21 protein-coding genes are annotated in these 24770 nt (G+C 75.6%); 17 read left to right on the plus strand and 4 right to left on the minus strand.

Features of this window, described 5'->3' with window-relative positions; genetic code table 11:
- Window positions 1-41 precede the first annotated feature (41 nt).
- The 7 genes from ACZ6CZ_RS28895 to ACZ6CZ_RS28925 all read left to right on the plus strand — a co-directional run bounded on the left by ACZ6CZ_RS28895 (window position 42) and on the right by ACZ6CZ_RS28925 (window position 7917).
- The gene (locus tag ACZ6CZ_RS28895) at window positions 42-239 is read left to right on the plus strand and encodes an acyl-CoA carboxylase subunit epsilon (RefSeq protein ID WP_469026944.1); all 198 of its coding nucleotides are present in this window, start codon (window positions 42-44) and stop codon (window positions 237-239) included.
- 33 nt (window positions 240-272) lie between these two features.
- Window positions 273-1868: an acyl-CoA carboxylase subunit beta gene (locus ACZ6CZ_RS28900; RefSeq protein ID WP_469026947.1), complete on the plus strand. Its 1596-nt coding sequence runs from the start codon at window positions 273-275 to the stop codon at window positions 1866-1868.
- Between the two features lie 328 nt (window positions 1869-2196).
- The gene (locus tag ACZ6CZ_RS28905; RefSeq protein ID WP_469026949.1) at window positions 2197-3051 is read left to right on the plus strand and encodes an AfsR/SARP family transcriptional regulator; all 855 of its coding nucleotides are present in this window, start codon (window positions 2197-2199) and stop codon (window positions 3049-3051) included.
- Window positions 3052-3263: 212 nt separating this feature from the next.
- On the plus strand, window positions 3264-3974 hold the full coding sequence (locus ACZ6CZ_RS28910) for an acyl carrier protein (protein ID WP_469026952.1): 711 nt from the start codon (window positions 3264-3266) through the stop codon (window positions 3972-3974).
- A 21-nt stretch (window positions 3975-3995) separates the two neighbouring features.
- On the plus strand, window positions 3996-5906 hold the full coding sequence (locus ACZ6CZ_RS28915) for a beta-ketoacyl synthase N-terminal-like domain-containing protein (protein WP_469026954.1): 1911 nt from the start codon (window positions 3996-3998) through the stop codon (window positions 5904-5906).
- Window positions 5903-6790 carry a 4'-phosphopantetheinyl transferase family protein gene (locus ACZ6CZ_RS28920; protein ID WP_469026956.1) on the plus strand — a complete coding sequence of 296 codons (888 nt, stop codon included), beginning with the start codon at window positions 5903-5905 and terminating at the stop codon, window positions 6788-6790. Before ACZ6CZ_RS28915 ends, ACZ6CZ_RS28920 begins: the two co-directional genes overlap by 4 nt.
- Window positions 6791-7095: 305 nt before the next feature.
- Complete coding sequence (locus ACZ6CZ_RS28925) at window positions 7096-7917, plus strand: AfsR/SARP family transcriptional regulator (RefSeq protein ID WP_469026959.1); 822 nt, start codon at window positions 7096-7098, stop codon at window positions 7915-7917.
- A gap of 381 nt (window positions 7918-8298) precedes the next feature.
- Here the strand turns inward: ACZ6CZ_RS28925 and ACZ6CZ_RS28930 are convergent, their stop codons facing one another.
- Together ACZ6CZ_RS28930 and ACZ6CZ_RS28935 are read right to left on the minus strand one after the other, a co-directional pair.
- Entirely contained in the window at window positions 8299-10899 is a 2601-nt protein-coding gene (locus ACZ6CZ_RS28930; protein ID WP_469026961.1) for an AAA family ATPase, read from the minus strand.
- Between the two features lie 108 nt (window positions 10900-11007).
- Window positions 11008-11274, minus strand: coding sequence for a PqqD family peptide modification chaperone (locus ACZ6CZ_RS28935; protein WP_469026963.1), 267 nt, complete (start codon window positions 11272-11274; stop codon window positions 11008-11010).
- Between the two features lie 432 nt (window positions 11275-11706).
- On the opposite strand from ACZ6CZ_RS28935, the gene ACZ6CZ_RS28940 reads away from it, so the two are divergent.
- From ACZ6CZ_RS28940 to ACZ6CZ_RS28960, 5 genes are all read left to right on the plus strand, one after another.
- Window positions 11707-12030 carry a hypothetical protein gene (locus ACZ6CZ_RS28940; RefSeq protein ID WP_469026966.1) on the plus strand — a complete coding sequence of 108 codons (324 nt, stop codon included), beginning with the start codon at window positions 11707-11709 and terminating at the stop codon, window positions 12028-12030.
- Window positions 12005-12745 carry an ACP S-malonyltransferase gene (locus ACZ6CZ_RS28945; protein ID WP_469026968.1) on the plus strand — a complete coding sequence of 247 codons (741 nt, stop codon included), beginning with the start codon at window positions 12005-12007 and terminating at the stop codon, window positions 12743-12745. The genes ACZ6CZ_RS28940 and ACZ6CZ_RS28945 overlap by 26 nt, the downstream gene beginning before the upstream one ends.
- Window positions 12746-12780: 35 nt before the next feature.
- A complete protein-coding gene (locus tag ACZ6CZ_RS28950) occupies window positions 12781-13506 on the plus strand; it encodes a response regulator transcription factor (protein ID WP_469026970.1) in 726 nt (241 codons plus the stop codon).
- 50 nt (window positions 13507-13556) lie between these two features.
- A complete protein-coding gene (locus ACZ6CZ_RS28955) occupies window positions 13557-15677 on the plus strand; it encodes a condensation domain-containing protein (RefSeq protein ID WP_469026973.1) in 2121 nt (706 codons plus the stop codon).
- Between the two features lie 370 nt (window positions 15678-16047).
- Complete coding sequence (locus ACZ6CZ_RS28960; RefSeq protein ID WP_469026975.1) at window positions 16048-17358, plus strand: helix-turn-helix domain-containing protein; 1311 nt, start codon at window positions 16048-16050, stop codon at window positions 17356-17358.
- A gap of 46 nt (window positions 17359-17404) precedes the next feature.
- On the opposite strand, the gene ACZ6CZ_RS28965 is transcribed toward ACZ6CZ_RS28960, so the two are convergent.
- The gene (locus ACZ6CZ_RS28965; protein WP_469026978.1) at window positions 17405-20014 is read right to left on the minus strand and encodes an AMP-binding protein; all 2610 of its coding nucleotides are present in this window, start codon (window positions 20012-20014) and stop codon (window positions 17405-17407) included.
- Window positions 20015-20652: 638 nt separating this feature from the next.
- On the opposite strand from ACZ6CZ_RS28965, the gene ACZ6CZ_RS28970 reads away from it, so the two are divergent.
- Window positions 20653-20994: a MerR family transcriptional regulator gene (locus ACZ6CZ_RS28970; protein WP_469026980.1), complete on the plus strand. Its 342-nt coding sequence runs from the start codon at window positions 20653-20655 to the stop codon at window positions 20992-20994.
- A 56-nt stretch (window positions 20995-21050) separates the two neighbouring features.
- Here ACZ6CZ_RS28970 and ACZ6CZ_RS28975 read toward each other — a convergent pair whose 3' ends face one another.
- On the minus strand, window positions 21051-21833 hold the full coding sequence (locus ACZ6CZ_RS28975) for a LuxR family transcriptional regulator (protein WP_469026982.1): 783 nt from the start codon (window positions 21831-21833) through the stop codon (window positions 21051-21053).
- 408 nt (window positions 21834-22241) lie between these two features.
- Between ACZ6CZ_RS28975 and ACZ6CZ_RS28980 the strand changes: the two genes are divergently transcribed.
- The 4 genes from ACZ6CZ_RS28980 to ACZ6CZ_RS28995 all read left to right on the plus strand — a co-directional run bounded on the left by ACZ6CZ_RS28980 (window position 22242) and on the right by ACZ6CZ_RS28995 (window position 24752).
- On the plus strand, window positions 22242-22388 hold the full coding sequence (locus ACZ6CZ_RS28980) for a hypothetical protein (RefSeq protein ID WP_469026984.1): 147 nt from the start codon (window positions 22242-22244) through the stop codon (window positions 22386-22388).
- A gap of 92 nt (window positions 22389-22480) precedes the next feature.
- On the plus strand, window positions 22481-23371 hold the full coding sequence (locus ACZ6CZ_RS28985) for a JmjC domain-containing protein (protein ID WP_469026987.1): 891 nt from the start codon (window positions 22481-22483) through the stop codon (window positions 23369-23371).
- Window positions 23368-24246: a JmjC domain-containing protein gene (locus ACZ6CZ_RS28990; protein WP_469026989.1), complete on the plus strand. Its 879-nt coding sequence runs from the start codon at window positions 23368-23370 to the stop codon at window positions 24244-24246. Before ACZ6CZ_RS28985 ends, ACZ6CZ_RS28990 begins: the two co-directional genes overlap by 4 nt.
- Window positions 24243-24752 carry a GNAT family N-acetyltransferase gene (locus ACZ6CZ_RS28995; RefSeq protein ID WP_469026991.1) on the plus strand — a complete coding sequence of 170 codons (510 nt, stop codon included), beginning with the start codon at window positions 24243-24245 and terminating at the stop codon, window positions 24750-24752. Before ACZ6CZ_RS28990 ends, ACZ6CZ_RS28995 begins: the two co-directional genes overlap by 4 nt.
- The last annotated feature ends 18 nt before the right edge of the window (window positions 24753-24770 follow it).

The raw sequence follows: 24770 nt of genomic DNA on the forward strand, positions 1-24770 counted from the left end.
GGGTGGCGGACCGTGGCCGGAAAGGACCAGGAGGAGGGGGAATGGGCGAATCGGACAGCGGAGCGCTCGCCCTGCGCATCGAACGCGGGCACGCCAGTGAGGAAGAGCTGGCGGCGCTGACCGTCGTACTGCTCGCGCTGCGCGGCGGCCGGGCCGAGGAGCGCGGCGGGACATCGGTCAAGACCTCCCGGTGGTGGAGGGGCACGGCGGCCTACTCGGCCCCGCGCAGCTGGCAGTGACGTGTAGCTCTCCGCCCCAGGAAGGAACCTGACATGGCAACACCCACCATCACCCCGGCCGGGACCGAGCAGGCGGCCGGCGACATCCGCGGGCGCGTCGCGGAACTGCACGGCATCCGCGTCCTCGCCACGCAGGGCCCGAGCGAGAAGGCGACCGAGGCGCAGCACGCCAAGGGCAAGCTGACGGCGCGGGAGCGGATCGAGCTGCTCCTGGACCCCGGGTCCTTCCAGGAGGTGGAGCAGCTGCGGCGGCACCGGGCGACGGGCTTCGGCCTGGAGGCCAAGAAGCCGTACACCGACGGTGTGATCACGGGCTGGGGCACGGTCGAGGGCCGGACCGTGTTCGTGTACGCGCACGACTTCCGGATCTTCGGCGGGGCGCTGGGCGAGGCCCACGCCACGAAGATCCACAAGATCATGGACATGGCCATCGCGGCCGGTGCGCCGCTGGTCTCGCTCAACGACGGCGCCGGCGCGCGTATCCAGGAGGGCGTCTCGGCGCTGGCCGGTTACGGCGGCATCTTCCAGCGCAACACCAAGGCCTCCGGGGTCATCCCGCAGATCAGCGTGATGCTCGGCCCGTGCGCGGGCGGCGCGGCCTACAGTCCGGCGCTGACGGACTTCGTGTTCATGGTGCGCGAGACCTCGCAGATGTTCATCACCGGACCCGACGTCGTCAAGGCGGTCACCGGCGAGGAGATCACCCAGAACGGGCTCGGCGGCGCGGACGTGCACGCGGAGACGTCCGGGGTGTGCCACTTCGCCTACGACGACGAGGAGACCTGCATCGCCGAGGTGCGGTACCTGCTGTCGCTGCTCCCGCAGAACAACCGCGAGAACCCGCCGCAGGTCCCCTCCGCCGACCCCGCGGACCGGCGCTGCGAGCCGCTGCTGGACCTGGTGCCGGTCGACGGCAACCGGCCCTACGACATGACCCGGGTGATCGAGGAGATCGTCGACGACGGGGAGTACCTGGAGGTCCACGAGCGCTGGGCGCGCAACATCATCTGCGCGCTGGCCCGGCTCGACGGGCAGGCCGTGGGCATCGTCGCCAACCAGCCGCAGGCCCTGGCGGGCGTGCTCGACATCGAGGCGAGCGAGAAGGCCGCCCGGTTCGTGCAGATGTGCGACGCCTTCAACATCCCGATCCTGACCCTGCTGGACGTGCCCGGCTTCCTGCCCGGCGTCGACCAGGAGCACGGCGGCATCATCCGGCACGGCGCGAAGCTGCTCTACGCCTACTGCAACGCCACCGTGCCCCGCATCTCGCTGATCCTGCGCAAGGCGTACGGCGGGGCGTACATCGTGATGGACTCCCAGTCGATCGGCGCCGACCTCACCTACGCCTGGCCGACGAACGAGATCGCCGTGATGGGCGCCGAGGGCGCGGCGAACGTCATCTTCCGGCGGCAGATCGCGGCGGCCGACGACCCCGAGGCGATGCGGCGGCAGATGGTCAGTCAGTACAAGGCCGAGCTGATGCACCCCTACTACGCGGCCGAACGCGGTCTCGTGGACGACGTGATCGACCCGGCCGAGACCCGCGAGGTGCTCATCCGGTCACTGGCGATGCTGCACAACAAGCACGCCGACCTGCCCTCCCGCAAGCACGGCAACCCGCCGCAGTGACCGTGAGCACCGTGAGCACCGTGAGCACCGTGAACGCCATGAACGCCATGAACACGGTCAAGTAACAAACTGCACGGTCTCTTTGCGGTCCCGTTTCGGGCCAGCGAAGAACCGGACATACGACTCCATGTCACCCAGCGCCGCTCCGCTCCAGGGCCCGCCAAGTAGCCTCTTTTTACCATTACTTGGCAGGTCGGGGAGAGGGGGCGGCGTTCTGTTGCCGCTCTCTGGCGGTTCGTTAGAAACAGCCTAGCGGCAACGCTGTTGACAGACCGGTTGCGCTGTTTTCTACTGGAGGTAGCCAGGGGGAGCGGACTAGGGAGACGGCGTGGACATCGGCGTACTGGGTGCACTGGACGTGCGGGAGAACGGGGTCTCCATCGCCCCGACCGCGCCGAAGCCTCGGCAGGTGCTGGCTCTCCTGGCCCTGCGTGCCGACCAGGTGGTGCCCGTCGCGGCGCTCATCGAGGAGCTGTGGGCGAGCACACCGCCCCGCAGCGCCCGCACCACGCTGCAGACGTACGTGCTGCAACTGCGGGAACTCATCTCGACCGCACTGCGCACGGGCGCGGCCGACGCCGCCGGGGAGCCGGACGGGCGCTGCGCCAAGGACGTCCTGGCCACCCTGCCGGGCGGCTACCTGCTCAACTCCGGCGGTGGCGGCAGCGACATCCGCGAGTTCGAGCGGCTGTCCGGCCTGGGCTACCGGGCCATGGACGCCGGGGACTTCGCCGGCGCCGCCCGCACCCTGCGCCAGGCGCTCGAGCTGTGGTCCGGCTCGCCCTTCGCCGACGTGCAGGCCGGCGCGCAGCTGGCCATGGAGGCCAAGCGGCTGGAGGAGGGCCGGCTGTGCGCGCTCGACCAGCGCATCGAGGCCGACCTGCGCCTCGGCCGGCACCGCGAGCTGCTCGCCGAACTCACCGTGCTGACCAGCCGCTACCGCACGCACGAGAACCTGCACGCCCAGTTCATGCTGGCCCTGTACCGCTCGGGCCGGCGCGGCGAGGCGCTCACCGTCTACCAGCAGCTGCGCAGCCTCCTGGTCCGGGACCTCGGGCTGGAGCCGTCCGTGCGGCTGCGCCGGTTGCAGCAGTCGATCCTGATGGCCACCCCGGAGACCCCGTTCGCCCTGCCCCAGCACGACGGGGCGGCGGCGGACGGACGGCTCGCCCGGGTTCCCTGACCGGCGGGCGGCGGGCCCGGCGGGGCGGTGGACCGGCGGGCCGTGGTGCCGACGGGTGGCTGGGTCTCACTCTTTTCACGTAGGCGGGCCGTACGGCCTCACTCCCGGGAGCCAGTCGGCGGCGCGGGGATCACCGGCCGCGGCGATGTGCCGCGGGGGGCAGGGCGCTCACAATCCGTAGGAGCGCGGGACCGACCCCTGGAGTTGCCCACATGACCAGTGACCCCCGTCCTTCGCCGCAGGCGGCCCTGCCGACGTCCGGCGCCGGCGTCCTCGACGCCTTCACGGCCGTTCTCGCCGACATGACCGGCGTCGACGCCGGGCGGATCGACCCCGAGCGGACCTTCCAGTCCCTCGGGTTGGACTCCATGCTGGCCGTCGAGTTCGTGTCGATGGTCAACTCCCGCCACGGCACCGGCATCAGGGCCTCGGTCCTGCAGGACCACCCCACCCCCGCCTCGCTCGCCCGGCACCTCGCGGCCGAGCTGGGCGTGCCCGGGCCGCCGCCCGCGCCGCCCACCGCGGGGGAGGCGCCGGCGGAGATCGTGGACGCGCTGCGGACCCGGCTCGCCGACATCCTGCGCTGCTCCCCGGCGGACATCGCCTCCGACGCGCCCTTCACGCTGCTGGGCATCGACTCCATCCTCGGCGCGGAGTTCGTCGAGAGCATCAACCGCGCCTACGGCCTCGACGAGCGGATCTCCGTCCTCTACGACCGGCCCGACCTCACCGCGATGGCCGCGTACATCGCCTCGCGCGGCAGGACCGCGGCCGCCGCCTCCCGAGCGCCGGCCGCGCGACCCGCGGTGCCGGCCGTGGCACCGCTGACCGAGGGCGAGGTGCACGCGCTGCTGGACGCGGTGCGCGACGACCTGCTCAGCATCGACGAGGCGGCCGCCCTGCTGGCAGCGCACGCGGCCTGAGCCGAGGGGACGCACGACCGCATGGACGAGATGAGTCACAACGGCACGAGCCGGGGCAACGGCGACGGCACGGGCGACAGCAATGGCGGCGTCGACGGGGCCGGGGTTCGCCGGCAGCCCGGAGGACCCGGCGAGCTGGGCAACAAGGAGATACTGAGCCGCTTCAAGAACGGCGCCCTGGACCGGCAGCACGCGGTGGCCCTGCTCATGGGGCAGCTCTCGCGGACCCTGGACACCGCGCCGCAGGCTCCGGCCGCGGCGGAACCGGTCACGCCGGTCACGCCGGTCACGTCGGCCGCGTCGGCGGGGGACGCGGTGGCGCAGCGGGCGGTGGCGGACGCGGGCGCCGGGGCGCGGGCGGGCACCTCGCCGACCGGGCGGACCGCAGGCACCGGGTCCGTGGGCACCGGGTCCGTGGGCACCGAGGGGTACGCCGTCATCGGTCTCGGCGTCCGGTTCCCGCGGGTGCCGGACCTGGAGGCGTTCTGGCAGCAGGCGCTCACCGGACCGGGAGCGCCGCAGGATCCTCCTGCGCACCAGGAGCCGGACACCGGGGACGCCTTCGACGCGGAGTTCTTCACGGCCGGCGGGGATCTGGCCGCGCTGACGGCGCCGGAGCGGCTGTTCCTGGAGACCGCCTGGGAGACCCTGGAGCGGGCGGGCCACACCGGCGCCCGGCTCGACGGGCTCCGCGCGGCCGACGGCGAGCCGCGCGCACTCGGCGTCTACACCGCCGGCGGCTCCTGGCGGCCGGCCGACCGGCTCTGCGCCCTGCTCGACCTGCGCGGCCCGGGCCAGGCCGTCGACACCGGCGACTCCGGCTTCCTCGTCGCGCTGCACCTGGCCCTCGGCGCGCTGCGGTCCGGGGAGTGCGCGGCCGCGCTCGTCGGCGCCGTCGCCGCGCACCCGCACGGCGCCGAGGGCGTCGGCGCCGTCCTGCTCAAGCCGCTCGCCGCCGCCGAGGCCGACGGGGACACCGTGCACGCCGTGCTGCGCGCGAGCGCCGTCGCACACGGCGGCCGCGAGGGCGGCGATCCCCGGCCGGGCGCGGAGCGCACCGGGCTCGCGCAGCGGCTGGGGCGGGCCGTGCTGGCCGCCGCGGGCGTCGAGCCGCCCGAGGTCGCCCTGCACGAGAGCGAGCACGGCGTCGCCCCCCTCGCCGGTGCCTCGGGCGCCGCCACCGGGCTGGCCCTGGTGGTGCGGGCGGTGCTGCAACTGCGCAACGCCACCGTGCTGCCCGCGCCCGGCGTGAGCGCGCCCGCCGGGTGGGTGCCGGCGCGCGGCGCAGACGGGGGAGAGGTGCCGCGCCGGGTCACGGTGTCCGTGTGCGCGGGCAGCGGTACCGGCGCCCAGCTCCTGCTGGAGGAGGCCGTCGAGCCGCCGCGCCCCGCGCGGCCGGACCCGGCGCCCGCGGGGCGTACGGAACTGGTGCTGCTGTCGGCTCCCACGTCCCGGCACCTCGCCGCCACCGCACGGCGCCTGGCCGACTGGCTCACCGCGCCGGAGCACGGTGGGCCGGGCGCCGACCTGGCCGCCGTCGCCCGCGAACTGTGCACCGGCCGGGCCGCCCTGGGCAGCCGGCTGGCGGTGACCGCCCGGGACACCGCCGAACTGGCCGCCGCGCTGCACGCCTTCGCCGCGGACCACGCCACCGGCACGCAAGCCGGGAGCGCCACCGGCGCCGACACCGGGGCCGTGCGCCATGCGGACACCGGGGGCGACCCGGACGCCGTACCGCTGCTGGCGGAGCTGCCGGAGACCGAGCAGTACCTGACGGCCCTGTGGCGCGGGCGGCGGCTGGCGCAGCTGGCCCGGCTGTGGCTGGCCGGGGTCGACGTCACCCGGGCCGGACCGCCCGGGCCCGCGCCCGTCCTGGCGCTGCCCGGCACCGCGCTGCTGCGGCCCGGGCCGGACGGGGGGCCGGTGCGATGACCACGGCAGCCGAACTGCGCGACCGGCCCGCGCCGGCCGCACCGGCCGAGCACCGCCGGCCGAGCCCGCCCATCAAGCTCTGGCTGTGCCCCAACGAGGACCTCGCGCCCGCCATCGCCAACGTCCTCGCCACCCACTGGCTCGACGAGCACGAACGCGAGACCGCCGACCGGTTCCTGTTCGAGCGCGACCGGCGGCAGTACGTCGTCGCCCACACGCTGGTACGGCGGGCCCTGGCGCTGGAGGCCGGGCTCGCCGAGGCGGAGCTGGTCTTCTGGCGGTCGTCGCGGGGCCGGCCCTTCCTGCGCCCGCCCGAGCAGGAACTGCCGCGCGGCGGGCGGCACCTGGACTTCAACCTCTCGCACGCCGGCGGCTACAACCTGCTCGGGGTGGTGCGCAGGCACCGCATCGGCGTGGACGTGGAGCGGCTGGACCGGGACGAGCAGGCCATCACCGCCATCGTGCGCACCTTCAGCGCCGAGGAGCAGGACTGGGTGGCCCGCGCGGAGCGGGGACCCGCCCGGGACCGGCGGGCGCTGCGGCTGTGGACGCTGAAGGAGGCCTACTCCAAGGCGCGCGGCCTCGGACTCGGGCTGCCCTTCGACGAGTTCGCCTTCACCCTCGCCGACGACCAGGGCGTGCTGGCCTTCCGGCCGCCCGAGGACGACCGGGCCGGGCGGTGGCGGTTCGTCGAACTGGAGCCGGTGCCCGAGGTGCTGGCGGCCGTCGCCGTGCCCGCCCACGACGACCACGACGAACCCGTCCCCGTGCTCCACCTCCACCACGGCTTCCCCTGGGGCCGGGCGACGCCGCGCAGCATCCCGCTGCCGGAGCCGGTGGGCGGCGGCCGGGGACGCGGGAGCGGGCCGGCGTACCGGGGGTGAGCGCGGGTACCGGCGTGTCCGACCGGCTTGTTCCGGGTGGTTGCGGTCCGCGCGGTGGACAGATCGTTTTCCCCGGATATTCACCGCGGGGTGCCGGGACCCGGGTGGAAAGGCCTGCGGTATTTTTGGCACACGTGTTCCTGAGCGGTCGAAATTCCGTGGGCAAAACCGAACGTGGAAGTCCGCTAGAGGACCGCTACAGGAAATCGCTTGGGGGGCACGGCCGCGGCTAGCGTTCATATGGGGCAGATTTCTGGCCACCGAAAGGAACGGGACAAGGAACTCGACGAGGTACGGAGGAGACCGTGAGGATTCAGGTTCTGGGTCCGTTGAGTGCCGAGGTCAACGGGGGGTCGATCGTTCCGACAGCGGGCAAGCCGCGGCAGATCCTGGCGCTGCTGGCGCTCTATCCGGGGCGGGTGATGCCCGTACCGACCCTCATGGAGGAGATCTGGGGCACCGAGCCGCCGCAGAGCGCGCTCACCACCCTGCAGACCTACATTCTGCAACTGCGCCGCAGACTGGGCACGGCGATGGGGCCCGGCTCACCGGCCGGCGCCAAGGATGTGCTGGCCACCCGGCACGGCGGCTATCTGCTGCAGATCGAGCCGGGCTGTGTGGACGTGCATCATTACGACCGGTTGGTGAAGGAGGGGCAGTCCGCGTTCGAGGCGGGCGACAACGGGGTGTCGGCGGATCGATTCCGCACGGCACTGGACCTGTGGCAGGGTCCGGCACTGGTCGACGTCAAGGCGGGACCGGTGCTGGAGATCGAGGCCATGCGGCTGGAGGAGAGCCGGCTGGTGACCGTGGAGCGGCGCATCGACGCCGACCTGCGGCTGGGCCGGCACGCCGAACTCATCGCCGAACTGATGGAACTGACGGCACGGCACCCGCAGCACGAGGGTCTGCACTCGCAGGCCATGCTGGCGCTGTACCGCTCGGGCCGGCAGGCCTCCGCGCTGGAGGTCTACCGCAAGCTGCGGATGCGGCTGATCGAGGAACTCGGCGTCGAGCCTTCGCCGCAGTTGCAGCGCATGCACCAGGCCATGCTGGCCGTGGACCCCGCGCTGGACGTGCTGGCCGGCCCGAGGCACAGTTCCACGTACGACCTGTTCGCGGCCTGACGGCGCCGTCGAGGTGCTGGATCCCAGGTGATCCGGTCCCCCCACCGACGCGCCCTCGCCGTACGGTGTCCGCCGACTGGGAGCACTTCGCCCCCACACCCCCGTCGGCGCCGACACCCGCTCACCCCGCTCGGCGGGCCGTCCCCGGCCAGGTGTCCCACCCCTGGCCCGGCCGCCCCGACCCCGGCCCGGTGTCCTGTCCCGGCCAGGTGGTCCCCGTACGCGCTTCCCCGCCGGTGTCCTGCTCCCGGCCGGGCATCAGTCAGGTCGTTCCCCCCCCGCGAGGCATGCCGCCGCTCCCGGCTCCCGTCCCCGAACCGGCCGGGCCGGCCGCCCGGGGCGGTGACGCGTCCCCGGGCGGCCGGCCCTCTTCCGGCGGCATCAGGCCTTCTGCGCCGGCATCTCCTGGTCCCAGGTGGAGGTGTCGCCCAGGGCGAGGTCCATCGGGAGGTCGCCGCGGCAGCTGATCTGGAGCTTGCGGTAGACCCGGGTCAGGTGCTGCTCGACGGTGCTCACCGTCAGATACAGCTTCGCCGAGATCTCCCGGTTGGTCAGGCCCTGGGCGGCCAGGGTGGCCACCCGCTGCTCGGAGTTGCTCAGCCGCGCCGTCTCCGGGCCGGGGCGGCCGGGGCCGGGCGGCTGGTCGCGGACCGGCTCGCCGACCGGGGCGTCGGGCAGGATCTCCTTGCACAGCGCCGTCGCCCGGCACTCCTTGGCCAGGTTCCAGGCCGCCCGCACGGTCGCCGCGCCCTTCGTCGCCGACGTGCCCTCCGCCTGCGTGGTCTGCCCCAGGTCGGCCATCGCCCGCGCCGTCTGCAACCGGTCGCCGGAGCGGTGCAGTTCGTCCACCGCCTGCTGCAGCAGCGCGATCCGCTGCCGGGGCGCGGCCACGGTCAGCGCCCGCAGGTGCAGTGAGGTGCCGCGCACCCAGGGCCGGCGCGCGTCCGGCAGCCCGAGCTGTTCGCGGACCAGTTGCTCGGCCTGCTGCGGCCGGCCCAGACGCAGCAGCGCCTCGGCGGCGTCGGTGCGCCACGGCAGGTAGGCGGGCCGGTCGATGCCCCACTCCGCCATCAGCCGGCCCACCGCCAGGAAGTCGGCGAGGGCGGCCTGCGGCTGGTTGCCCAGCAGCTGGTGCAGCCCGCGGGCGCGCAGGAAGCCGAGTTCGTGCAGCCCGGCCGGCCGGTCACCGGGCAGCCGCCGGTCGCACAGCTCGGTGGCCTCCGTGTACCGGCCCATGGCCCCGTACGCCCGCACCAGCACCGCACCGGCCGCGTGGCCGAGCGCCGACTCGGTCCGGCCGCCCAGCGCGCCGAGCGCCAGCGTCGCGGCGGCGACGGCGGCCTCCAGGTCACCCAGGCGCAGCTGCGCCTGCGCCAGCAGGGTGGCGAACACCGCGCTCCAGCCGGGCGCCGCACGCCGCTCGGCGTCCTCCAGCAGGGTCCTGCTCCACGGCACGGCCCGCTCCGGGTGCTCGGAGTGCAGCAGGGACTGCACCGCCTGCACCACCGGCACCAGCGTCGCCTCCGTCAGCGTCGCCGAGCGCAGCAGCCGTTCGGCGGCCGCCGCGCCCGTGTCCAGCACCACGTCCAGCAGCGAGGCACCCTCCTCGGCCGGGTCCTGCGCGCCGGGGCCGAGCAGCCGGGCGGCCTCGGCGATCCGGCCCTGGAGCAGCAGCGACTGGGCCAGCGGCTGCGCGTGCTCGTCGTCGGCCCGGCCGGCGGCCGCCAGCGCGGCGGCCAGGTGCCGTTCGGCGGCGGCCGGGTCCAGCCGCCACTGGATGCGGGCCAGCCGCAGTTGGAGGGCACCGCGCCGGCGTCCGTCGTCGCACGTCCGCAGCGCCAGCTCCAGCAGCCGGGCCGCCTGCGGTGCGTCGTCGTCGGCCAGCCGGGCGTCGGCCGCCTCGGCCAGCAGGTCCAGCTCGCCGGGCGTGGCCTGCCATGGGGTGCTTCCACAGGCGTCGGCGGCCAGCAGGTGCCCGGCCGCGTCGGCCGCCGGGACGCCCTGCGGGCGCAGCAGCACGGCGGCCCCCCGGTGCAGCTCCCGCCGCGCGGCCGGGGCCAGCCCGTCGAACACCGCGGCGCGCAGCGCCGGATGCCGCAGCCGGACCCCGTCGAGGAGGCCGGCGGTCTCCAGCGCGGCCAGCGCCCGGCGCACCGCGTCCGGGGCGGCGTCCAGCAGGCCGGTGATCCGCTCCGCGGTGGCCGCGGTGTCCAGCACGGCCGCCGCCTGGGCCACCCCGGCGGCGCAGGCGCCCATCCGGTGCAGGCAGGCGCGGACGGCCTGGGCGAACGGCCCGCCGGGCAGCGGTACGCGGCCCTCGGCGCCCTGCTCCTCCAGCAGCGCGCGCAGCAGCAGCGGATTGCCGCCGCTGGTGTCGTACAGGAACGCGGCCGGTGCCGGGCGGCGGTGCCGGCCGGCCACCTCGGCCACCTCCTCGGCCGTCAGCCGGCCCAGCCGCACCCGCCGGAAGGCCGGCCGGCGCATCAGCTCGGTGGCGAACTCCGGCCGCCCCGACTCGTGGTGCGGGGAGTCGCTGACCACCAGCAGCACCCGGTCCGCGCGCGCGTGCCGGGAGACGTACTCGAGGAAGGCCAGCGACTCGGCGTCGGCGTACTGCACGTCGTCCACGCACAGCACCACCGGGGCGCTCTCGCTCAGTGCGCCCAGCGAGGCGCGGAACGCCTGCATGTCCGCCACCCGCGCGGGCACCGCCCAGTCGGCCGGCAGCGCGGGCGGCGCCACCCGCCGGTCACTGCGCACCAGTTGGCGCAGCACGCCGTAGGGCACCTCGCGCTCGGCGGGCAGGCCCACCGCGCTGAGCACCAGGGCGCCGTGGGCCGTGGCCCGTTCGACGACCGTGTGGACGAGCGCGCTCTTGCCGCAGCCCGTCGGTCCTTCGATCAGCACATTGCCCGGCGTTCCGGCCGCGCAGTCGGCGAAGGCCTCCTCCAGAGAATCGATCGCCGCCGTCCTGCAGCACACCACCGTCATAGTCGCCCCGTCCCGGTTGGTCCACCCCTAATCGGGATCAGCGTGGGCGCGCACGCTACAGGGGTGGTCGAGCCGGGGCGGAGGAGAACGCGGAGGATGTCAGGGGTCGGTGCGCACCAGTCCGGCGTCGCGCATCTCGTCCACCCAGATGTCGAGATCGGCGCGGGCGTTGGCCGGCTCGGTGCCCCACACGGTGGCGAGGGTGCCGGCGGCCGCGCACACGTCGCCGTCGTGCTGACGCAGGGCGATCCACATGGCCGTGCCGACGGGACCGCAGCGGAAGCGGCGGGCCGGCTCCGCGACCACGTCGAGCCGCCCGTCGGCGTCCACGCTGACGTGCAGACCGGGCACGGGGCGAACGCGCACACACACCTCCAGGCCGCGGACTGCAACGGGGCTCTTCGCGGTCATCCGTTTCGCACGTGGGGGGCGCGCAGGAGGTCGGCTCGGCGTACCTGCACGGGACGGGCGGGGAGTACCTCGTCCATGGTGGGGCGGACGGCCGGGCGCGGCAACCAGGAGCGACCCCTTAGCGGCCCCGCGCGGACCGCCGAAGCTAGGGGTGCGCTGCGCGTTTCGCCTCTTCGGCGCCGCCCGGCCGACACGATCCGGCCGAATCGACCGGGCCCGCGCGGGCGGTAATTGGCCGGATGCCGTCGCCGCGCCGGCGCACCGCGCGGTGGCGGCAGGGGGCGTACGCCGGGCGCCGGTGCACCCGTTCTCCGGTGCCCCTCCAGCCGGCGCCGCCACACTGCGGGCCGAGCCGAGTCGCAGTGATGTGACGGAGGGACGGTCATCATGCCACCGACGCTGTCCGATCCGCTGAGCGAGACCCTGCACGCCTTTCTCGCCGCCCGCGCCGTCGAGGAGCGCAACAAGGAACTCGCCCGCGCCCTGGTCGCCGCGGGCAACCGGGGCGAGCCCAACCGGCTGACCCGGCACTGGACCGTGCCCGGGGTGCGGCTCGCCTGCGAGAGCCTGCTCGCCGACGGCGACCGGGTCACCGTGCGGCTCACCGCCGCGCTCGGCGACGCCTCCTGGAGCCTGGCGGGCGAGCTGCGCTTCGACGCGGCCGGCCGGATCGTGGAGTACCACGATGTCCTGGCGCCGGCGCCGCGGTGAGCGCGCCGCGCGGACGCAGGCGGGTGGCGTGCGACTGACCGGCGACGGCGACGTGGCGGTGCTGTTCGCGGACTGGCGGGGCCGCGCACTGCCGCTGGCCCGGGCGCTGTACGGGACCTTCCCGGTCTTCCGCCGCGAGTTCGACACCGCCGGCCGGGCCCTGGAGGCGCTGCTGCCGCTGCCGCTGGCCGCCGTGGTGTTCGCCCCGCACGGCGGCGCGGACACCTGGCTGCTGCACACCCCCGAGTACGGCCGCCCCGCCCTGTTCGCCTACCAGCTCGGCCTGTTCCGGCTGTGGCGGGAGTGGGGCCTGCCGGTCGGCGCGGTCACCGGCGACGGCACCGGCACCGTCACGGCGGCCTGCGCGGCCGGGGTGCTGGACCTGCGTACCGCCGCCCGGCACGTGATGCGCGCGGCGCCCGCCGGGAGCGGCGCCGGACGCGGGTACGACACACCCGGCTACCCCGTGCTGCTGCGCTGCGGCCCGACCGCCGCCGGCGCGGCCGGGGTCGGGCAGGTACCCGAACTGCTGCGGGCCTTCGGGGAACTCCAGGTGCGCGGGCCGCGCCTGGACTGGGAGGCCGTGTGGCGCGGTACGGCGGCCCCCGGACCGGCCCGGGCGACGGCAGCGGGCGCCGGGCACGAGAACCGGTCGGGGGCGGATAGGGGCGCGCTGGAGACAACCGGGGCGAATCCCCGCGCACCGCTACCGTGACCTGAAGGGGACGCACGACGGGGGAGGAGCGCGGCATGGAGGAACGGCACGCCACGGTGCACGTACTGCCCCCGGTGGCCTCCGACGAGCCGCCCGCCTACCGGCACCGCCACCCGGAGGACCGCGCCGCCGGGGACCCGCGGCCCGGCACCGGCCGGCCGGCCGCCGTCCGCGTCCACGTCCTGGGCGCCGACCCGCTCGCCCGCGTCGGCATCCGCACCCTGCTCGAGGGCCACCCCGGCATCCGGATCACCGGCGAGAGCGTGCCCGGACCGCAGGCCGCCGCCGCGCTGCGCGCCCTGCGCCCGCACGTCGTCGTCGTGCACGGCGCCCTCACCGCCGACGAACACGCCGCGCTCACCCGGGACTCCGGCGACGACGTCCGGGTCCTCACCATGGGCGGCTCCGCCGGCCCCGCCCGCGCCCACGGCCACCTGCCGGGCACGGCCACCGCGGGCCAGCTCGCCTCCGCCGTCGTCCTGGCCGCCGCCGGCTACACCCTCGTCCACCGGCCGCCCGCGGAGCCGCGCCGGGCGCCCCGGGTGTCGGACGTCGGCCCGGAGCAGCTGACCGAGCGCGAGTGCGAGGTGCTGGAACTGCTCGCCCACGGCATGTCCAACGGCGAGATCGCCGGCGCCCTCACCCTCTCCGAGCACACCGTCAAGACGCACGTGCAGAACCTGCTGCACAAGCTGCGGCTGCGCAACCGCGTCCACGCGGCCATCTACGCCTTCGAGGCGGGGCTGCGCCGGACCTGCTGAGCGGACACCCCGCCGCGGACCGGGGCCGAGGAGGAAGGAGAGCAGCCGCGATGACCGACGAACCGGACGAGACCGCGCCCCTGTACGCCGTCCTCGACCCGGGCCGCCCGGCCGATCCCGCCGCGCCGCCCACGCTCGACCTGCGCGGCCCGCTGGACACCGACCTCTTCCACCGCGCCCTCGACCACATCGCCCTCAACCACCCCGACCTGGGCCGGGCCCCGGTCCGGCTGCTGCGGCACGGGCCCCGCCACCACACCGTCGAACTGCCCGGCCCCGGCGAGCAACCGGGACCGTATCCGGCAGGCCTCCTCGCCGACCTGCTCACCGGCAGCCCCGTCCTCGCCCGCGACGACAGCGGCCCGGGCGCCGGCGGCGGCAGCGCACCGCACTGCGGCACCCTGCCGCGCACCCTCGCCGTCACCCCGCTCCAGCGGGCCTGGCTGGCCGGCGCCCTGGAACGCCCCGGCCACCACGTCGAGCAGCTCACCTGGCGCTGGCACGGGCCGCTGGACGTAGACCGGTTCACCGCCGCCTGGCAGGCCGTCGCCGACCGCGAGACGGTGCTGCGCACCGCGTTCTGCTGGGAACCGCGGCCGCGCGCGGTCGTCTTCGACCACTGCGCGCCCGAGGTGGTGCGCCACGAGTACGACAGCGCCGCCCGCCGCGAGGCGCTGCGCGAGAGTGAACGGGCCCGCGGCTTCGACCTGCGCCGCCCCGGCCTGCTGCGGGCCGCGCTGCTGCGCCGCGCCGACCGCGCGGCCGGCGCCGTGAGCAGCACCGACGTGCTGCTCACCTACCACCGGGCAGTCCTGGACAGCTGGAGCGTACGGCTGTTGCTGCGCGAGTTCTGCCGCGCCTACCTGGCCCAGGGCTGCCTGGCCGGCGGCGAGCGGCGGCCCGACCTGCGCGACTACACGCGCTGGCTGGACGGCCAGGACCTCGCCCCGGCGCGGGAGTTCTGGCGCGGCTGCCCGCTCCCGGCGTCCGTGCCGCCCCCGCTGCCCGCCGGGCGCGGCGGCACCGGCCGCTGCCGGGTCCGGCTGGCGCGGGCCGAGACGGCCCGGCTCGACCACTGGGCCGCCCGCTGGGGCGCCACCGGCAGCAGCGCGCTGCAGACCGCCTGGGCGATGCTGCGCCACCGGGCGGCGGCGGTCGACGGTCCCGCACCGGTGGCCTTCGGCGTCACCTTCCCCGGGCGCGGTCTGCTCCTGGAGGGCATCGAACGCACCCCGGGTCCCTTCGAGAACCCGCTGCCGGTGTCGGTCACGGTCGATCCCGGTCAGTCGGTGCCGTGGCTGCTGCGCACGCTGCGCGACCACACTCTGGACCTGGCCGCGTACGAGTGGGTGGCGCCCGGTGAACTCGCCGGCCGCGCCGCCCCGGCCGCCGACACCCTGATCGGCTGGGAGTCCGGCCCGCGCCCCGACGACGCGCTGACGCGGGCCCTGTCCGCCGAGGGCATCCAGGTCGAACAGCACGACCACGCGGGCGCGTTGACGGCCTACCCGCTCGGGGTGCACGCCTGCCGCGACCACGGGCAGGGGCTGACCCTCACCGCGGTGTTCGACGGCGTCCGGGTGGAGCGGGCCGCGGCGCGGCGGATGCTCGCCGACTGCGTCCGGCTGCTGCGGATGCTGCCCCGCTGGGCCGACGCGGACACCACCGTCGGGCAGGTGCTCGCGCGGCTGTCCGGCACCGCGCCGCCGCGGCCGCCGCAGCCCCCGTCCCCGCAGGCGCCGCCCCCGGCCGCCGCACCCGGACCGCTGGTCCCGCTGCGCGCCCAGGCGGCCGCCGGGGCGGGCGCGGTCTGCCTGGTGCAGGCGCCCGGCGCCCCGCCGCCCGACCATCAGGTCCTGGCCCGCCGGCACACCGGCCCGCAGGCCCTCGCGGTGCTCCCGGCCGGCGCCGCCGGCGCCGCCCCGGCCGCGGGCGCGCTGCGGGCGCTGACCGCGCGCGGCGGCCGGCTCACGCTCAGCGGATCGTGCGGCGCGGGCGCGCTGGCCTACGCCCTCGCGCGTGACATGGCGGCCCAGGGCGGCCGGCCGCCGCTGGTCGTCGTCGGCGGCGACGGCGGTACGGCGGCGGCGCTGGCGCTGGTGCGGACGGCGGCGGAGGCGGCCTCGGCCGGCGGGACCGACGCGGCCGACGGGACGGACGGGGTGTCGTAGCCGGTCCGTCCGGGACGGCCGCCCAGCCGCTTTCTCGGCCAGCCTATGTCGTCGTCCGAACAGGTGGGCCGCGCCGGATTCATGGACGACTCCTGAGGGTGCGGGCGGACAGCGCGAAGCCGCCGCCGACGGGATGCTGGAGATGCTGACCGGATTCGTTCGAGAACCTCTGGAGAAACGCTGGAGGAGCGCACGAGATCCGTACGAGACGCGTACGAGAGCCGTACGAGAGTCTCGTGAGACCGGCACGAGAGCCGAGGCAGAACGCGTGGCAAAGGTTTGCCCGGCCGTTGCCGGGCTGCCAAGCTCGAATCCGGCTCCCCGGCTCCCGGCGCACCACCGGCGCCGCCTATCCCCTGGGACGGTCCCCATGCTGCAACAGCCCGCTTTCGGCCGCCGTCTGCGCAAGCTGCGGACGGCCCGGGGCCTGTCCCAGACCGCGCTCGCGGGCGAGGGCATGTCCACCGGTTACCTCTCCCGGCTGGAGTCCGGCGCCCGGCAGCCCACCGACCGCGCCGTCGCCTACCTCGCCGACCGGCTCGGCCTCAAGCCCGCCGACTTCGAGGAGCCCTCGGCCGGTTCGCTCACCCACGCCCTGACCCTCGCCTCGTCCACCGCGGCCGAGGCGGGCCCCGGCGCGATGGAGGCGCTGCGCGAGGCGCTCGACGCGGACGGCCACGAGGAGCCCGTGGTGCGCTGGCAGGCGCTGTGGCTGCTGGCCAAGGCCCGCCGGGTGGAGGGCGACCACGAGGACGAGCGTTCCTACCTCGAGGAACTGGTCGGCCTCGGCGAGGACGTCGGCCTGCCCGAGCTGCGGGTGCGGGGCCTGACCCGGCTCGCCCGCTGCCTGCGCTCCCTCGGTGAGATCGCCCCGGCCCTCGACGCGTCGGTGCGCGCCCACCACCTCGCCCGGGACAGCTCCCTGGGCGTCTCCGACCAGGCGGCCGCGCTGCTCGCCCTGGTCTCCGTCGAGGCCGAGGCGGGCCGGCTGCCGGACGCCCGCGCCCACGCCGACGAGCTGACCGACCTGGTCGCGGGCCGCTCCGACACGCTGTGGGCGGAGGCCATGTGGACGGCGGCGGCGGTACGGATGCGCCAGGGCGACCACCGGGGCGCGCAGGAGTGCCTGGAGCAGACCCTGGAGCGGTTCTCCAGCGGTGAGGACCTGCTGCTGTGGCTGCGGCTGCGGCTGGCCGCCGGACGGCTGCACCTGCAGAAGACTCCGGCCGAGCCGGCCGCCGCCGAACGCTGCATCACCGCCGCCGAGTCCGCCATGACCTTCGTCGGCACCCCCAACCTGCGCCAGGAGCTGGCCGCCCTCAAGGCCGACCTGGCCTTCCTCACCGGGCGGTACGACGACGCGCGCTCCCTGCTCGGCGAACTCGCCCGGGAGGAGCCGCGGATGACCTACCGGGACCGGGTACGGCTGGACATCCTCCGCCACCAGCTGCGCATCCTGTCCGGCGACCACGGCGGCGTGGCGGGGCTGCGGGCCCTGGCGGAGCAGGCGCAGGCGGACTCCAACATCGACCTGGCGGCCGACATCTGGCGCATCCTCGCCGAGGCCCTGGCGCAGTCCCAGCGCGGCCCGGCCGGACCCTTCCCCGCGCAGGCCGGACCCTTCCCCGCGCAGGCCGGACCCGTTCCGGCGCAGACCGGCACCGCGCCGGCGGCACGCTGACCGGGAGCGCGCCGGCGGCCGGCCGCCACCGGGCCCGGCGCGGAGGTCAGCGCGGGTCCTTGAGGTGGTCCAGGCAGAGTTCGTACAGGTCCTCGGCGCAGGTCTGCCGCCAGCCCGCGGGCACCGGGACGGCGGCCGGCCACAGGGCGCGGTGCCCGCGGCCGTCGCAGACGACGACGAACGTGGCGTACTCGTCGGCGAACGGGTCGTCGGCGGGCGGCTCGTCCAGCACGTGCAGGCTGCCGTCGGCGTCCACCATCGCGGCCCGGCCGGTGCGCCACATCACGGCCGTCTCCCCCTCCGGCCCGCCGAACGGGTCCGGCAGGAACCGCTCCCCGGTCGCGGCCGGGTCACCGGCGTACCCCTGGGCGACGCCCGCGCCCCCCACGTACAGGGCACCGACGCCGCCGGCGGGCACCGGGCGCAGCCGGGCGTCCAGCACGTAGGCGCCGAACCCGGGCGCGGGCAGCACCCCTTCCGGCGTGTGCCGCACCACGATCCGGCCCTCGGCCCAGCCGCCGCCGGTGGTCACCGTGACGCCCTCGGACCGGGCCAGCGCCAGCAGCGGCCCGCCGGCGTCGCCCAGCAGCAGGCCGGCCCGCCGCTCCCGCAGCATGTCCACCACTTCCCGCGGGCCCGCCAGCAGCGGCTCGCCCGGCCCGGGCAGGTGCACCCGGGCGCCGCGCGCCAGCGTGGCCAGCAGCCCGAGGGTGTCGTTGGCGTCCGGGTAGTCCGGCACCAGCCACAGCGCGTCCGCGCCCTCGGCCGACGCGGTCACGGCCGCCGCCGCCACCGCGCCGGGGCCGATCGCGACCGTGCCGTCCTCGGCGAGGGCCAGCACCACCGGGTCGCCGCAGCCGGCCGGGGCGGTCCGGTCGGCGTCCTGCACCGGCCAGCGGCCGCCCGTCGGCAGCAGGTCGGCGTCCGGGTCCCGCACCAGGCGCGCCGCCCCCGGTACGGCCCGCAGCACCCGGTCCGCGCCCTCGTCGAGCAGCAGCGCCACCGGCCGCAGCCGCTCCGGCACGTCGTCCAGGACCGGGTCCACCGGGGCGCAGGCGGCGCCCGTCTTGGCGATGGCCAGCGCGGCCACCGCGAACCCGGCCGGGGAGGCGATGGCGGTCAGCACCGAGGTGCCCGGGCCCGCGTGGTGCTCGATCAGCGCGTGCGCCAGGAGGTCGGAGCGGGCGTCGAGTTCGGCGTACGTCAGCTCGCCCAGGGCGAGGGCCCGGGGCTGCTCGGCCGCCCGCGCGGCGAACAGCTCGGCGACCGTCGCGGCGGGTAGCGCGGGGCGGGTGCCGGCCCACAGCCCGGCCGCGTCCTCGGCGCCGCCCGGCACCAGCCGCAGCCGGCTCAGCGGCCGGTGCGGCTCGCGCACGGCCGACTCCAGCAGGCACACCAGCTGCCCGGTGAGGGAGGCGGCGGCGGCCTCACCGACGGTGTCCTGCGGGAACACCGCGGTGACGGCGAGGCCCGCCGGGGCGCCCGACGCGCTCTGCCGCTCGGTCAGGATCAGGCCCAGCTCGGCCGGCGGCAGGGGCAGCCGGGGCGGCTCGGGGCAGACGGTGAGCGCGCCGGCCGGGAACGCGGCGACCGCCTCCTGGAGCACCGACAGGGCGATCCCGCCGGGCAGGGCGAGCGGCGCGGCCGGGTCGCGGTAGGCGGCGAGGTCGGCCGCGCGCACCCGGCGCAGCAGCTCGGCGAAGGACGGGTCGCCGCCGGTGTCGGCGGTCAGCGCCAGGACGCGGCCGTAGGGGCCGACGGCGCCGCGCGTGGCGGTGTCGTAGCGGGCCGGGACGGGGGCGGCGAGGGTGACCTCGCCCTCGGCGCCGAGCCGGGTCAGCAGGGCCGCGAGCGCGGTGTGCACGACCATGAACAGGGTGGCGCCGTGTTTGGCGGCGAACCGGGCCAGACGTGCGTGCACCTCGCCGTCCAGTTCCACGTCCAGGGAGCCCGCCACCAGGTCGCCGGTGAGCGGGGCGCCGCCCGGGGGCAGCGGGGTGGGCGCCGCGTCGCCCCACAGCGCGCGCGGTGCCGGTCCGGGCACCTCGCCCGGGCCGCCGGGGGCCGTGCCGGCCGTCCGGGCGGCGTAGGCCCGGGCCAGTTCGGCGGCCAGCGGCAGCTGCGAGAACTGGTCGACGGCGGCGGACGGCAGCGCCAGCTCCAGCCGGTGGTCGCCGCCGGGCAGGGCGCGCAGCCGGGTGCCCGCGGCGCCCAGCCGGGAGTTGCGCAGGGCCTCGTGCCGCCGGCCGAGGTCGGTCAGCGCCGCCTCCAGCGCGGCCACGTCCAGCCCGCCGCGCAGCCGGAACGGCAGCAGCGCGCTCTGGGTGCCCGCGCCGCCGGGGCCGGTCACCTCGGCGGGCTTGTCACCGGCCAGCGCGGCGAACCGGGCGGGGGTCGGTGCCTCCCGCAGCGCCTGGTCGCCCAGGTGCGCGTCCAGCGTCTGCCGGGCGCGGGCCAGCAGGCGGCCGGCCGCCTCCGGCCGGCCGCCGGAGCGGAAGAAGTCGGTGTCCGCGTGCACCGCCCCGCGGGGCAACCCGAGCACCTCGGCGAACAGGTCGCGCACGATCTCCTGGAGCGGGCTGCCGGGCGGGTCGCCGGGGAGGGAGTCCTCGGGCCGGGCGGCCGCGTGCTGCTGGATGAGGCCGGAGATGGACATCGGGCTGACTCCTTCGACAGCGGCTTCCGGGATCGATCCGGGGCTCGGCTGGCGCGCGCTCCGCTGGATCTTCCGGCTTGGCAAGCTTTTGCCAAGATGCTGGCAACACCGGCCGGAGGGGTGGTCTCGCGGCGCTGGAGCACGGCTGGAGAGGGCCGGGCGACGTGCGGGGACGATGTTGCCAAGAGACGGTGCGACGGTCCCAGTGGCACTCTTTCGGGTGTATTTGGCGCAGGTCTTCACCTACTGACCGTCCAGAAAATCTATCGTGGTGGCAGTAGACATTGCTTGGTCACGGAGCTACTGTCGTCGTCGTACCCAAGAAGTCGAAACGGGCACGGCAGACACGGACCGCCGTGCGAGCAGGTCGAGCAGTACGACCCCGTAACCGAAGGTGAGGAGCGAGACGCCATCAGGATCGCCCGGGTGAGGAAGAGAACCGCCCGGGTACCGCAGGCCCCGGATTGGAAGGTGGTCCCCGGTCACGCATCCGCGATCCCCGCAGCCCCGCCCTCCCAGGCGGACCCTGCGGACAGACAACGCCGGCGCGGTCAGCCGGTAGATGGTGTTGCAAGCTCGGGGCCCGGGTGCCGACACGGCACCCGGGCCCCCCGACGCGTCCCCGAAAGAAGAGGTCTATGCCCCCAGCTGGTTCCCGCGCCGTCGACAACCTCGACGACGACGACTACCCCGCCTACACCATGGGCCGGGCCGCCGAGATGCTCGGCACCACCCCCGCCTTCCTCCGGGCCCTCGGCGAACACCGCCTGATCACCCCCCTGCGCTCCGAGGGCGGTCACCGCCGTTTCTCCCGTTACCAGCTGCGTATCGCCGTCCGCGCACGGGAACTCGTCGACCAGGGCACCTCGATAGAGGCCGCCTGCCGCATCGTCATCCTCGAGGACCAGCTGGAAGAAGCCAGGCGCATCAACGAGCAGCTGCGCACCCAGGGCCGCGAGTCGCAGTCGGCCTCGGCCTAGTACGCACCTCCGGGCCCGGGGCGCACGCGCCCGGGGCCCCCGCGTACGGCGGCGCGTCAGTCCCCGGTGCCGGCCGGCTGGGGGAGCGCGCCGGGCAGCTGCGGCCGGCCGGTGATGCGCAGCTTGCGGTAGGCACGGGTGAGGTGCTGCTCCACCGTGCTGACCGTGAGGAACAGGCGGGCCGCGATCTGCCGGTTCGTCAGCCCCTCGGCGGCCAGCGCGGTCACCCGTTCCTCCGCCGCGCTCAGCACGGTCGGCGGCCTCGTACCCGCCGCGGTCAGGGGCCGCAGGCCGATGCGGTGGAAGTGCGGCAGGCGGTGCAGGGCGCCGACGAACGGCGACGGCTCGGCGCCGGGCCGGTACCGGGCCGTGACGAACAGCTGGACGCGGGCCGGGCGGGCGTGCAGGGCCAGGTGGCGCAGATGGGCCAGGGACTCCTCGTCGGCGTCCTGGACGTCGTCGACGCACAGCACGACCGGGCCGTCCTGGGCCAGCGCGCACAGCCGCGCGCAGAACGCCCGGGCCGCCCGCGGGAAGTCGGGGTGCGCCGTGCCGAGCGGGCCGGGCGGCGCACTCAGCGGGCCGCCGGCGACGAGCCGGCGCAGAACCCCCAGCGGTACCCGCCGGTCGGCGGGGGTGGCGGCGGCCCTGAGGACCAGCGTGCCGGCCGCGGCGGCCCGCTCGGCCACCAGCTCCAGCAGCCGGCTCTTGCCGCAGCCCGCCGGGCCCTCGACGAGCACGATCCGGGAACGCCCCACGGAACACAGGGCCAGTGCCGTCGTCTGCGGGGCCGTCTGCGCGGTGGCGGTGTCCGTGTGCGATCCCTGCGCAGCCCTCATGCCCGTCCTGTCCGTCGGCCCACCCGGGGGAGATCCACTGGTTCCGGCACAGGGTGGAAGGGGCGGCTCTAGCAGGACTGGAGCACCGGCGGACCGGTGGGCCGGGCGGCCGCCGCGCGCCCGTCGCCTTGCGGCTCTCGAGCGTTCCTCCAGCGGTCCTGAAGGAGGCGCCCGCACGCTTGTTGTGGGTCGCGTGCCGCCGGCCCGGTGTCCACCCCCCTCATCCCCTCACCGGTCCGGCGGCAGGCTCACCCCTGGCGAGGCGCCCTGCCCGAGATGGCCGGCGCGCTCCTCGCCGTTCTGTCATGTCCAGGTGAAATCGAGCGCTGTGCGAGACGCCGTTGCGACGCTTCCACGCAGTCCGCCGCCGAATCGCGGCGGAGCCCTTCCTTGCCTGTGGAGGCTGAAATGGGTATTCGCGACACGAAGAAGGCGATCGACGGCACCTCGGAGACCCCGGAGGAGCTGGCGCAGACCGGCGTCGCCGGCGGCGGCGAGGAGGAGGACGCCTTCGACTCGCCGAAGACCATCATGAACCAGATCTCCAACGCCTGACCCACCGGACGGCTCCGTCGGCCGGAGCGCAGCACCGTGGCTCTCCGGCCGGCGCCCGCACTCGCACGCACATGGAGCCCTTGGGGGTCGGGTTGAACTCAGCAAGCGCACAGACGCCTCGTACCGGGACGTCGCTCGTCGAGACCCTGCGCGGCGAGGGCATCTTCGCCGACGCCTGGAACAAGGAATTCCGTATCCTGCGCGGCGCGGTCGACCCCGCCCGCCACCTCTCCTCCGCCCTCGTCGAGGAGAAACTGGAGGCCAGCCTGCTGCGCTGGCCGTACTTCTCGGTGCTGCGCCAGGGCGCGGTGCCGCACGAGCGCACCTACACCACCACCCGTGACGTCATCGGCCACGAGCGCCCCGGCTTCCCCGACCGCGCCGCCATCCACCGGCTGATGTCGGCCGGCGGCACGCTGAAGCTGAACCAGCTCTCCGACTGGCACCGGCCCACCCGCACCCTCGTCGAGCAGTTCGAGGCGGCGGCCCCGGTCGCGGTGGCGTCGTACGTCTTCTGGACCCCGCCGGAGAGCCGCGGCATGCTCCCGCACCGCGACGCCTCGCACGTCGTCGCCGTCCAGCTGGAGGGCCGCAAGGAGTGGCAGCTGTACGCGCAGGACGGCCAGGTGCGCAGCGGCGCCGGGCTGGACGTGGACGCGGCGGAACCCACCCACACCTTCGTCCTCGAACCCGGTGACGTGCTCTACCTGCCGCACGGCTGGCCGCACGATGCGATCGCCCGCGACGGCGACTCCTTCCACCTGACGTTCACGCTGACCGAGCCGACGCCCGACGACCTGCTCGAGGCGCTCGCCGCGTACGTCCTCGGCCATGACCGGGAGCTGTCCCACCGCTTCCACGCGACCACCCTCGAGGAGCGCACCGAGAACGTGCGAGCCGCGCTGCTCGGCACGGCCGGCGCCCTCGACGACGACACCTGGGCGGACACCGCCCTCACGGCGATGCGGGAGGTGACCGGATGACCATCACCCTCGAGGACCTGGTCGGTGACACCGAGGTCTTCTTCCGGGACCACTGGGCCGATCAGCCGACGGTGTTCCGCTCCCGGGCGGACCTGAGCGGGCTGATCACCGAGGAGGAGATCTGGGAGGAGGTCGACTGCGGGCTGCTGATCCGCCCGTACTTCACCTCCTTCGACGAGGGGGTGCGCACCGCGGTCTCCGACATGACCCGCTCCCGCTCCATCGTCGGCCACAGCGTCCCCGGCTACATCAACCCCGAGCAGATCAGACGGGACTTCGCCGGCGGCGGCACCTTCAAGTTCAGCCAGCCCGAGCACTGGCACCCCCGGCTGCGCGCGCTCGTCCGCTCCCTGGAGCCGGAGTTCCGGGCCGAACTGGAGTCGTTCGTCTTCCTCTCCCCGCCCGGCAAGACCGCCATCGCGGCCCACATGGACGGTGCCCACGTGCTCGTCCTGCAGGTCGCCGGCGTCAAGGACTGGGTGCTGGGCCGGCTCGACGAGACCACGACCAGCGAGTCCGACCGCTACGCCGGCGGGGTGATCCCCTTCGACCGCCGGATGGAGGTCACCCTGCGCCCCGGTGACGTGCTCTACATGCCGCACGGCACCCCGCACTCCGCCACCGCGCGGATCGGCAACTCCATCCACATCGCCGTCACCATCGAGGAGCCGTCCACCAAGGACCTGGCCAACGTGTTCCTCGCCGAACTGCTCGGCCACCCCGAGTACGAGGCGCTCACCGAGGAACACCACCGGCTCACCCTGACCGAACGGCTGGCCCGGCTGCGCACCCTGGTCGCCGACGGCCTGCGGGCCGCGGACGCCGACCAGGTGCTCAAGCAGGCGGTACGGCTGAAGGCCGGGCACCGGGGATGAACGTGGCGCTGCGCCCGGTGACCGCCGCCGACCTCGACCGGTTCGACGCGGAGTTCGCCGGACCCGAGGGGCCGGGCCCGTACCAGTGGTTCGGGCACACCCCGACCGTGCGACTGCGGCGGCTGCTCGACGAGCGGGGGCTGCTCGGCGGTGACGAGAACATGCTGTCCGTCACCGCCGACGACACCCTCGCCGGACGCGTCGAGTGGTTCCGCAGGTCCTGGGGGCGGGTGGAGACCTCCGCCTGCTGGGAGATCGCCATCGGCCTGTTCGCCGACCGGCGCGGCAAGGGTGTCGGCACCCGGGCGCAGCAGCTGCTCGTCGAGTACCTCTTCCAGCACACCCGGGCCGAACGCGTCCAGGTGTGCACCGACGTGGAGAACATCGCCGAGCAACGGGCGGCGGAGAAGGCGGGGTTCGAGCGGGAGGGCCGCATCCGCCGTGCCCAGTGGCGCGCGGGCGGCTGGCACGACCAGCTCATCTACTCCGTCCTGCGCACCCCCTGAACCGCCGCGGCCGCCGGG

The organism is Streptomyces sp. NPDC041135, from assembly GCF_055592085.1.

Coding starts and splice junctions, on each gene's coding strand:
- ACZ6CZ_RS28895 (WP_469026944.1), top strand. CDS start 42: ATGGGCGAATCGGACAGCGGAGCGCTCGCCCTGCGCATCGAACGCGGG.
- ACZ6CZ_RS28900 (WP_469026947.1), top strand. CDS start 273: ATGGCAACACCCACCATCACCCCGGCCGGGACCGAGCAGGCGGCCGGC.
- ACZ6CZ_RS28910 (WP_469026952.1), top strand. CDS start 3,264: ATGACCAGTGACCCCCGTCCTTCGCCGCAGGCGGCCCTGCCGACGTCC.
- ACZ6CZ_RS28915 (WP_469026954.1), top strand. CDS start 3,996: ATGGACGAGATGAGTCACAACGGCACGAGCCGGGGCAACGGCGACGGC.
- ACZ6CZ_RS28920 (WP_469026956.1), top strand. CDS start 5,903: ATGACCACGGCAGCCGAACTGCGCGACCGGCCCGCGCCGGCCGCACCG.
- ACZ6CZ_RS28940 (WP_469026966.1), top strand. CDS start 11,707: ATGCCACCGACGCTGTCCGATCCGCTGAGCGAGACCCTGCACGCCTTT.
- ACZ6CZ_RS28945 (WP_469026968.1), top strand. CDS start 12,005: ATGTCCTGGCGCCGGCGCCGCGGTGAGCGCGCCGCGCGGACGCAGGCG.
- ACZ6CZ_RS28950 (WP_469026970.1), top strand. CDS start 12,781: ATGGAGGAACGGCACGCCACGGTGCACGTACTGCCCCCGGTGGCCTCC.
- ACZ6CZ_RS28955 (WP_469026973.1), top strand. CDS start 13,557: ATGACCGACGAACCGGACGAGACCGCGCCCCTGTACGCCGTCCTCGAC.
- ACZ6CZ_RS28960 (WP_469026975.1), top strand. CDS start 16,048: ATGCTGCAACAGCCCGCTTTCGGCCGCCGTCTGCGCAAGCTGCGGACG.
- ACZ6CZ_RS28965 (WP_469026978.1), bottom strand. CDS start 20,014: ATGTCCATCTCCGGCCTCATCCAGCAGCACGCGGCCGCCCGGCCCGAG.
- ACZ6CZ_RS28970 (WP_469026980.1), top strand. CDS start 20,653: ATGCCCCCAGCTGGTTCCCGCGCCGTCGACAACCTCGACGACGACGAC.
- ACZ6CZ_RS28975 (WP_469026982.1), bottom strand. CDS start 21,833: ATGAGGGCTGCGCAGGGATCGCACACGGACACCGCCACCGCGCAGACG.
- ACZ6CZ_RS28980 (WP_469026984.1), top strand. CDS start 22,242: ATGGGTATTCGCGACACGAAGAAGGCGATCGACGGCACCTCGGAGACC.
- ACZ6CZ_RS28990 (WP_469026989.1), top strand. CDS start 23,368: ATGACCATCACCCTCGAGGACCTGGTCGGTGACACCGAGGTCTTCTTC.
- ACZ6CZ_RS28995 (WP_469026991.1), top strand. CDS start 24,243: ATGAACGTGGCGCTGCGCCCGGTGACCGCCGCCGACCTCGACCGGTTC.